Annotated in this window: 3 protein-coding genes; 1 reads left to right on the forward strand and 2 read right to left on the reverse strand. The window is 60.5% G+C overall.

The annotated features are described in order from the left end of the window. On the forward strand, positions 1 to 448 hold a 448-nt coding region (locus E4Q23_RS23100; RefSeq protein WP_248595662.1), incomplete at its 5' end, for a hypothetical protein. 105 nt (positions 449 to 553) lie between these two features. Here E4Q23_RS23100 and E4Q23_RS23105 read toward each other — a convergent pair. Further along, positions 554 to 835: a cryptic plasmid protein A gene (locus E4Q23_RS23105; RefSeq protein ID WP_169068750.1), complete on the reverse strand. Its 282-nt coding sequence runs from the start codon at positions 833 to 835 to the stop codon at positions 554 to 556. 90 nt (positions 836 to 925) lie between these two features. Continuing rightward, the coding region (locus E4Q23_RS23110) for a transposase (protein WP_169068751.1) at positions 926 to 1,693 on the reverse strand (768 nt) is incomplete at its 5' end.

Consider the following 1,693-nt stretch of genomic DNA (forward strand, 5'->3'; position numbering starts at 1 on the left):
GATCAAAAAACCGAAGAAAACATGCGAGCGGCTTTTTACACGGGGTTTTGTGCAACTTGATCGCTGCCCTACTGGCACGGCAACCCCCTCATCAAACCGTTACTGCGTAACACTCAACAGGACCATCAACATGGCAAAAAGTAATGCTCAACGGCAATCGGACTATCGCGCTCGTCACTTGAAAGATCTTGACGGCCAGGCCGAGCGGCTGAATCTGCTGGTCAATCTTCACGCCAAGCGTGCCTTGGAGCGCCTGGCGGCTTGTTACGCAGTAACGCAACGTGAGGTACTTGAAGGGCTACTTCGTGAGGCGGACCGCGCCGCTTTGGAGCGCGCGGCGCGGGTGCACAATGGCGAGAATGACTACTACGAAAAGCGCCTTCGATTGGCTAAAAAAATCCGTTACGCAGTAACGACCAACGGTTGCCTTTGCAGACCAAAAACTTGACTAGAACCCGAGCCTCAGAGTAAAACCTTTCAACCCCGCGTCGCTACGCTCCGACTGTCCAGGTTCGCGTGGAATGGGTGTCCAGTTTACGCCCTGAGGTAGTCGTCAAGGGTTTTTTGACGGCTCCGGGTGGCTGACTCGCCTTTCCAACGTGGGGTGCTTGAGCAGCGCTCGCATGTCGTTTAGATAAGCCTGGACCTGTTCCGACGAGGGCCTGACGAGGCTTTCCGGCGGCACCAGGCCAAGGCACTTGGCGAGGTTGGACGGATAGCACTTGCGCCTGCCCGCCAAAGTCGCACAAGCCCTTTGAAGCGCAGGCTCGCCGACTTGTTGAATCAACCACGCGAGGGTCCGACGATCGCGTTCGGTTTCGAGAATGACGTTCATGATCTTCAGCTCCGGTGACGTGGTGCCGGTTCAGCCGACCGCCGGCACCGTGGTGCGTTCATGTCCTGAGCGACTTCGCTTCTCCGCCGGTCAATGCGTGGCAGGCGATGGCAACGCCAAACTCGCCAGCAAGGGTGAACCTCGGCGCTGCAAGGCATTCAGGTAGGCCGACTCGTCATACGGCGTGCGCAGCTGCCAGCAACGGAAGAGAATGCGTATCCACTTGAAGGCCAAGGCCCGAACAGCGGCCTGATGCGCGCAGCCTTTGGCGCGTTGTTGCCGATAGTAGGCGCCGGCCCAGAAGGAACGGGTGATGGTCTGGGCGGCCCACTCGACGAAGGTCTGGCGCAGGAACGTCGGGCATTGCAGCCGCCAATGCACCCAATGCTGCTTGCCACTGCTTTCCGTCACCGGCGCGACGCCGACAAACATCTGGACATCGGCGGCGCTGGCGAAGCGCTCCCGTCGTTCGCCGAAAGCGACCAGCAAGCGCGGCGCCAGATTCGGACCGGCGCCCGGCAGTGCCTGGAACAGCGCGTAGTCGGGCAAGGTCGGGGCGACGCTCTCGATCTCGGCATCAAAGCGGGCGATGGCCTTCAGCGTGACACGTAATTGGTCTACCAGACCCTCGACCATGAGCGCTTTCGGCTTGATCACTGCCGCATCGTCGGTGAGCGGTGCGGCACGCTGGAGGGCCGCCAGGCGTTCTTCGATCAAGCGCGGTTGGTAGCAATGATGTTCCCGGAAGAAGGTGAGCAGTGTCGTCCGGCGGGCGCGTTGCAGCTGCTTGAGGCTGGGCCAATGGCTCAGGAAGTCGCAGAACAGGGCACTCGCTTTCTCGTCGAACCACGCGTGGCC

The sequence above is a fragment of the Candidatus Accumulibacter phosphatis genome, assembly GCF_012939955.1.
Classification (GTDB): Bacteria; Pseudomonadota; Gammaproteobacteria; order Burkholderiales; family Rhodocyclaceae; genus Accumulibacter; species Accumulibacter delftensis.

What these genes read in the sequence shown, in the direction of transcription:
- E4Q23_RS23105 (WP_169068750.1), bottom strand. Translation starts at nt 835, where the DNA reads ATGAACGTCATTCTCGAAACCGAACGCGATCGTCGGACCCTCGCGTGG.